This is a genomic window from Devosia sp., assembly GCF_017307565.1.
Classification (GTDB): Bacteria; Pseudomonadota; Alphaproteobacteria; order Rhizobiales; family Devosiaceae; genus Devosia.
This window is the reverse complement of record NZ_JAFKHD010000142.1, coordinates 1-5993: the sequence shown is the minus strand read 5'-3', so window position 1 is coordinate 5993 and position 5993 is coordinate 1. Positions and strand designations below refer to the sequence as shown.

General features: G+C 63.5%; 8 protein-coding genes. 6 read left to right on the top strand and 2 right to left on the bottom strand.

Annotation, left to right across the window (positions count from 1 at the left end; translation table 11 throughout):
• A partial coding sequence (locus J0I64_RS03800) for an MFS transporter (protein WP_291406283.1) occupies positions 1-713 on the bottom strand: 713 nt, incomplete at its 3' end.
• 109 nt (positions 714-822) lie between these two features.
• Complete coding sequence (locus J0I64_RS03795) at positions 823-1506, bottom strand: hypothetical protein (RefSeq protein ID WP_291406282.1); 684 nt, start codon at positions 1504-1506, stop codon at positions 823-825.
• Between the two features lie 224 nt (positions 1507-1730).
• Here J0I64_RS03795 and J0I64_RS03790 point away from each other — a divergent pair, with 224 nt between their 5' ends.
• From J0I64_RS03790 to J0I64_RS03765, 6 genes are all read left to right on the top strand, one after another.
• Positions 1731-2294, top strand: a complete 564-nt coding sequence (locus J0I64_RS03790) for a dihydrofolate reductase family protein (RefSeq protein ID WP_291406281.1) — start codon at positions 1731-1733, stop codon at positions 2292-2294.
• Positions 2295-2434: 140 nt separating this feature from the next.
• Entirely contained in the window at positions 2435-3313 is an 879-nt protein-coding gene (locus tag J0I64_RS03785; protein ID WP_291406280.1) for an ABC transporter permease, read from the top strand.
• 22 nt (positions 3314-3335) lie between these two features.
• The gene (locus tag J0I64_RS03780; protein ID WP_291406279.1) at positions 3336-4358 is read left to right on the top strand and encodes an ABC transporter substrate-binding protein; all 1023 of its coding nucleotides are present in this window, start codon (positions 3336-3338) and stop codon (positions 4356-4358) included.
• A 92-nt stretch (positions 4359-4450) separates the two neighbouring features.
• Positions 4451-4699, top strand: a complete 249-nt coding sequence (locus J0I64_RS03775) for an accessory factor UbiK family protein (RefSeq protein ID WP_291406278.1) — start codon at positions 4451-4453, stop codon at positions 4697-4699.
• 3 nt (positions 4700-4702) lie between these two features.
• On the top strand, positions 4703-5425 hold the full coding sequence (locus tag J0I64_RS03770) for a metallophosphoesterase family protein (protein WP_291406277.1): 723 nt from the start codon (positions 4703-4705) through the stop codon (positions 5423-5425).
• Positions 5426-5702: 277 nt separating this feature from the next.
• Positions 5703-5993, top strand: a 291-nt coding sequence (locus tag J0I64_RS03765; RefSeq protein WP_291406276.1) for a YbjN domain-containing protein, incomplete at its 3' end; no start/stop codon positions are given.

The following is a 5993-nucleotide window of genomic DNA, read 5'->3' as shown; positions in this document are numbered from 1 at the left end:
TAGGCCTGGTCGAAGAGGCCGACGAAGGCGAGCGTCACGACGAGAGTGACGAGGATGGGGTCGCGGGTGAAGGCGGCCCAGCCTTCTGACATCTGCGCGAAGTAGTTTTGCGGGGCGAGGTCGGTCTTTGGGGGCACTGTGGCGGTAGCGCGCATGCCGATGGTCAGGGCAAGGGCCGAGACGATGAAGGCGACGGCGTTGGCGAGGAGAGCGGGGCCGGAGCCGAGGAGGGCGATGAGCATGCCGGCGCCAGCGGCGCCAAGCGTGCCGGCAAGGCGATCGCTGGTGCCGAGAATGCCGGTGACGCGCTCGAGGGACAGGCCGCCGGTTTCGGCGACAACGGGAACCAGTGCCTGCTTGGCGGCGTCGGATGGGGCTCGAAGAACGCCGAGGAGGGCAACGGCGGGCAGGAGCAGCCAGAAGGACAGGATGCCGGACCAATAGAGCAGGGGAATGATGCTGACGGCGGCGGCCGAAAGCCAATCGCAAGCGATGGCGATCCGCCTTGCGCCGAGGCGATCGATGAAGGGGCCGCTCAGTGCCTTGGTCAGCACGTAGGGCAGCATTTCGGCAAGGCCTGCGAGGCCGGTCAGGACCGGACTATTGGTGGTTGAGAGCACCAGCCAGGGGATGGCGATGGCAGAAAGGCGCGTGCCGCCGATGGAACCAACTGTGGCGATAGCCAGCGCTACCAAGGGCGTCTGCTGCTTCATGCGTCCACTTCCGGCTACGGGAATGCTGGACGGGAGATTGCGCTGGGCGGAATGCCTTGTCGAGGGCGTGACAGGGGCATTCCGTCCAGCGGTAAGTGGCTGGTGCCGTTCAGTTCAGCGACTGGAAGGTGCCGTCGAGGCCGAACCAGCAGTTGAAGAAGGTGGTGTTGCCGTCGCGGTCGAAATTGCCCTGGGTGACGTAACGATCGCCGGACTTGAAGGCCATGTTGACGGTGATGTCCTGCGGGCGGACGCTGTATTCGGCCGAGGCCTCGCCGGCGCAGAAGCGCGGCATCTGGCTGGTATCGAGCTGCGAGGGTGCGGCGCTCGACGTGTCGGGAGCCTGGGGGCGTGGCCGGGGCGCGGAGGGCGCGGACTTTGCGGCGCTTTCGACATAGAGGGTCAGGTCGTAGTTCGCCGTTTCGCCGCGACGGGCGGCGTTGCGCATCAGATAGACTTCGACAATGTAGTTGCCGCTAGATGGCACGACGAAGGACGTGCCGTTACCCGAAATTGAGCCGTTATAGAGGGCTTCGCTCGCGCCTGGGGCGGTGATGTTGAAGTAGCTGCTGGTATTGTCGGTATCGAGCTGGACATCCATGGTCTGGCCCGCGGATACGCCGATGCTGTAGCGCACGCTTTGATCGCCGGTGATCTTGCCCTCGATGGTCGTGCCGGACGTGCCGCGCTGGAAGTGGACCGTCTCGGTGCGCGTGGACTGCGCGACGGCGGGTGTCAGAACCGAGCCGGCCAGCAGCAGTGCCAGCATGACCGGTTTCATCATTGTTCGCATTTGTAGCTCCTTGGACGCATTGGAAACCCGATGTGGAAGCATAGTGATGAGAGTTCGGACAGATGGGAGATACTGGTCGATCTCCGCAAAGGCGGGCGGTATGCAAAAAACGATTGCAGCCACCGCGATTGAAAACGCTATTTGTGGCAAAGGATTGAAATAGTTGGCGCGAGGCTTGTCTACGGCCACTTTCAAAATCCCCCCGGTCATGAGAAGCTTGCTGCATGAGACCGCTTCGATATTCCATCAATGTCTCGCTCGACGGATGCTGTGACCATCAGTCGATGATCCCGGATGAAGAGCTTCATCGCCGGGCCGCGGAATTCATTGCGCGGGCGGACGCGCTGATCTTCGGGCGCATTACCTATCAACTGATGGAAGCCGGGTGGCGGCCGCTCGTTGAGAGTGGAACGCGGCCCGATTGGGTGGCGGACTGGATGATACCGTTTGCCGAAACCATTCATGCCGCCAAGAAATATGTGGTGTCCGATACGCTCGAAACGGTGGACTGGAACGCGGAACTGGTGCGCGTGAAAGACATCGAAACGACCGTCCGGGGGCTGCGGGAGCAATCGGGTGAAGGCCTTGCCACAGGCGGCGTGATGTTGCCGCAGAAACTGGCGGAGCTGGGGCTCATCGACGAATATGAATTCGTCATGCATCCCCGGATCGTGGGCCATGGGCGGACGCTCTTTACCGGGCTCTCGAAGCCGCTCGACCTTACGCTGGTCGACCGGCTGGAATATGGCTCGGGCGCGGTGGCGATGCGCTATGTGCCCAAGCGCTGAGGCGCTTCGGGCGGTGGCGACAAGAAGACGTGTCGTGTTTGACAGCTCCGTTCAGCCCTTCTATCACCGGGGCAAATGATCTCATTGCCTGGGAGGGGCGGGAGAATCTGTCCGCGTTCTGCGGCAGGAGATGACTCGCCTTGGCAAACGAAGAAACCCGATCCCAAACCGACCAGAACAATGTTCGGGAAGGCGAAGCGCGCAGCGGCGGACCGCTTGGCGACAGCATGCGGGAACTGGTCGAAGCCTGGCAGGAAAGCGGCGCCTGGCTGCGCGGTGTGCGGGCTGAAAACTGGATCATTCTCGGGCTGATCGTGACGCTACTGGCCCTCTGGGAGTGGGTGGCCGGGCAACATCCAGAGGCGATCTTTCCCTCGCTCGGCGAGACGCTCAACGCCTTTTTCAAGATGCTGCAGGACCCGCGCCGCGACTATTTCAATGCCATTGGCGGCACGATGCAGGTCTATTTCTCAGGGCTCGGGCTGGCCGTGGTGCTGGGCTGGAGCGCGGCGGCGCTGATGGGGCGGTTGCCGCTCCTCGGGCGGGTGATGAAGGTCATTCTCGACTTTTTCGCCAATATTCCGATCATCGCCTTCATGCCGCTCTTCGTGGCCATGCTTGGGCTGGGACCACAGGCGAAGATCGTCGTGGTGCTGCTCGCTGCGTTCATCGTCGTTACGACGAGCGCGCAGGCCGCGTTCGAGGGCGTGGGCCGGGCCGACGAGGAAGCGGCGATGGGGCTTGGGGCCTCGAAGCTGCAGGCGCAGTTGCGGGTGGTCTGGCCGCAGGTATTGCCACAGATGCTCGCCGGGCTCCGGCTGGGTGCGGCGCAGGCGCTGACGGCGTGTATCATCGCCGAGATTTATACTGCCATGACGGGGCTGGGCGGGCTGCTGGCCGGCTATGGCGCCTCGTTCAACATGCCTCGTTACTTCGTCACCGTGCTGACTGCGCTTGCCATTGGCAGCGCGACGGCGGCGGTGTTGCGGCGCCTCGAGCGCCGGTTTGCCATTCCCTGAACGCGCCTCTTTGGAGTTACCCATGAAGATCATCCAGATTGCCCTTGCCCTGGTGCTGGCGGCGCCTGCGGGTTTCCTCGCGGCGGCGCCGGTTGCAGCCGAGCCGTTCCGCATCATCGTGACGTCGACGGAAGTGCCGCTGGTGCCCAATTCGGTGCTGCAGCTGGCGCTGAGCGAAGGCTATTTCGAGCGCGCCGGGGTCGAGGTCGAGCTGGTGCCGGCGGCGCAGACGCCGATGGCAATCACCGCGCTGCTGACGGGCGGCGGCGAAATGGCCAATATTTCGGTCGAAGCGCTGCTGGGGCTTTATGCGCGCGGCGACAAGAGCCTTGTAGCGGTGGGGTCGACCGACAAGGCCATTCCCTACATCATCGCGGCGCGTGACGGGGTGACCTTCGATAGCCTCAGCACGGGCACCTTTGGCGTGGGGCGGGAGAACAGCCTCGACTACACGCTTTCCCGGCTCGTGCTGCAAAGCCGGGGCACCAAGATCGACCAGATGACTTATGTGCCGCTGGGCGACCCGGCGGTTCGGGCGCAGGCGCTGCAGCAGGGGCGGATCGATGCGACGACCATGTCGATCGGCGTTTTCCTCTCGATGCCCGAGCGCACGGGGCTCGATATTCTCGTCGATGCCGACGCGTTCTATAGCGCTGCGCCGGTGCTGACCAAGGTGAACGTGGTTTCCGCTGGTCTGCTGGACAAGCGCGAGGCCGATGTCGAGGCGGTGCTCGAAGCTTTGACGCTGGCGGCGCGCGATTTCGCCGCCAAGCCGCAGCTTTGGGTCGAGGCAATGACGCGGGCGCGCCCGGATGTGGAAGTGGATACGCTCAAGGAGCTGGCAGTGCTCTACGCCCGGAGCTGGACGGTGAACGGTGGGCTGCAGCAGGCCGACGCGAACTATACGCTGACCTGGTTTGAAGAGAGCGGGGCGCTGGGCGCCGATGTGAAGATTCCAGCCTCGTTCTGGACGCGGTTCGGGCCCCTCGACAAGGTGCTCGACAAGATCGGTGTTTCCGACGATGGGGACGCGGTGTCGCGGTAAGCCAGGCTGCCGCGGCCTCTCACCGCACTGGTCAAGTGGCGGGGGCTGGCTTACATAGTGACCAAAGCGCAATCGAGAATTGGAAGAAGACCATGAACCAGAGCAGCAGGATTTTTGATGGCCTTGGCCGGATCATGAACGAGGCTGCGGGCGTTGCCGATGGCGTACGCCGGGAAGTGGAAACGGTTGCCAAGTCGCAGGCGCAACGCATTGTTGCCGACATGGAACTGGTGAAGCGCGAAGACTTCGACGCGCTGCGCGAACTGGTGCAGGTGCAGGGCGAAGAGATCGACGCGCTGCGCAAGGAACTGGCTGCGCTCAAGGCCGAAAAGACCGCCTGAGCATTGCGTCTCGCGGTCATTTCAGACGTGCATGGCAATGCGCCGGCGCTGGACGCCGTGCTTGAGCACGTCGTCGGCCAGCGGGTCGATGCCATTGTGTGCCTCGGCGACCATGTCAGCGGCCCGATTGACCCGGCAGGGGCGGCGGAGCGGCTGATGGGGCTGGGCGCAACCGCGATATCGGGCAATCACGACCGCTGGACGGTGGATCTCGGCACGCGCCGGGCAGGGGCCGTCGACCGGTTCGCGCGCTCCCGGCTTTCCCCGGCGCAGTTCGATTGGCTCGCGGGGCTGCCGCCGACGGCGCGCGTGGGCGACGAGGTTTTCGTCTGCCACGGTACGCCGGATGACGATGAAATGCCCTGGCTGGATAATTTCTACGACGGGCGCACGACGACCCTGCCTTCCGAAGAGGAAGTGGCGCGGCATGCCGAGGGGATCGACTGTGCTGTCATTCTCTGCGGTCACACCCATATCGCCCGAACGCTGCGGCTAAGCGATGGGCGGCTGATTGCCAATCCCGGGTCGGTGGGCATGCAATTGGTGCGTGGCTCGCCCGATGCGCATTACGGCATAGTCGAGAAGGGGCGGCGGGGCTGGCAGACGGCGCTGATCGCGGTGCCCTATGACACCGAGGCGGCGGCGCGGCTGGCGGAGGCCAACGGCTTTCCGGGCTGGGGCGATTCCATCCGTCATGGCTGGGCGGGGCCGGAAAGCCTCGGCTAAGGCTGGATGCGGGTTTGTGGCTGACTCAGCCGCGAAATTTCGAGAAATGGCAGGGATATCGGTGGTCCGGACGGCGATTGGTTAACAATCCGTTATGATCATCCACAAGAGAATGCCCCGACTTGGTCCGGCTGCACTCCCTGAATCAGTAACCCAGTGTACCCTTTCGGATGTGGACGATTCGAGTGCCAGAGGAGGCGCGAGAGCGGGTCCGCATTCGTGAAGCGCTGGTTACGGCGCATCCGACAGTAGCGCCACGCCAGCATGGAAACGGCCAATGTCCTTGATTGCCCACGAGCCCGATCGCGTGTCCCACCCGGTGGACCTCGTCGAGCATATTGCATCGATCAATGACTGGACTTTCGAGCGCCAGGATGCCGACGAAATCTCGATTTCGGTGCGTGGCGGCTGGAGCGACTATCATGTGTCGTTCAACTGGATGGAGGATCTCGAAAGCCTCCATGTGGCCTGTGCGTTCGATCTCAAAGTTCCGGAGGCCCGTCGCGCCGAAACCCGGCAGTTGATTAGCCTGATCAACGAACATCTCTTGATCGGCCACTTCGAAATC

Coding starts and splice junctions, on each gene's coding strand:
- J0I64_RS03795 (WP_291406282.1), bottom strand. CDS start 1,506: ATGCGAACAATGATGAAACCGGTCATGCTGGCACTGCTGCTGGCCGGC.
- J0I64_RS03780 (WP_291406279.1), top strand. CDS start 3,336: ATGAAGATCATCCAGATTGCCCTTGCCCTGGTGCTGGCGGCGCCTGCG.
- J0I64_RS03790 (WP_291406281.1), top strand. CDS start 1,731: ATGAGACCGCTTCGATATTCCATCAATGTCTCGCTCGACGGATGCTGT.
- J0I64_RS03775 (WP_291406278.1), top strand. CDS start 4,451: ATGAACCAGAGCAGCAGGATTTTTGATGGCCTTGGCCGGATCATGAAC.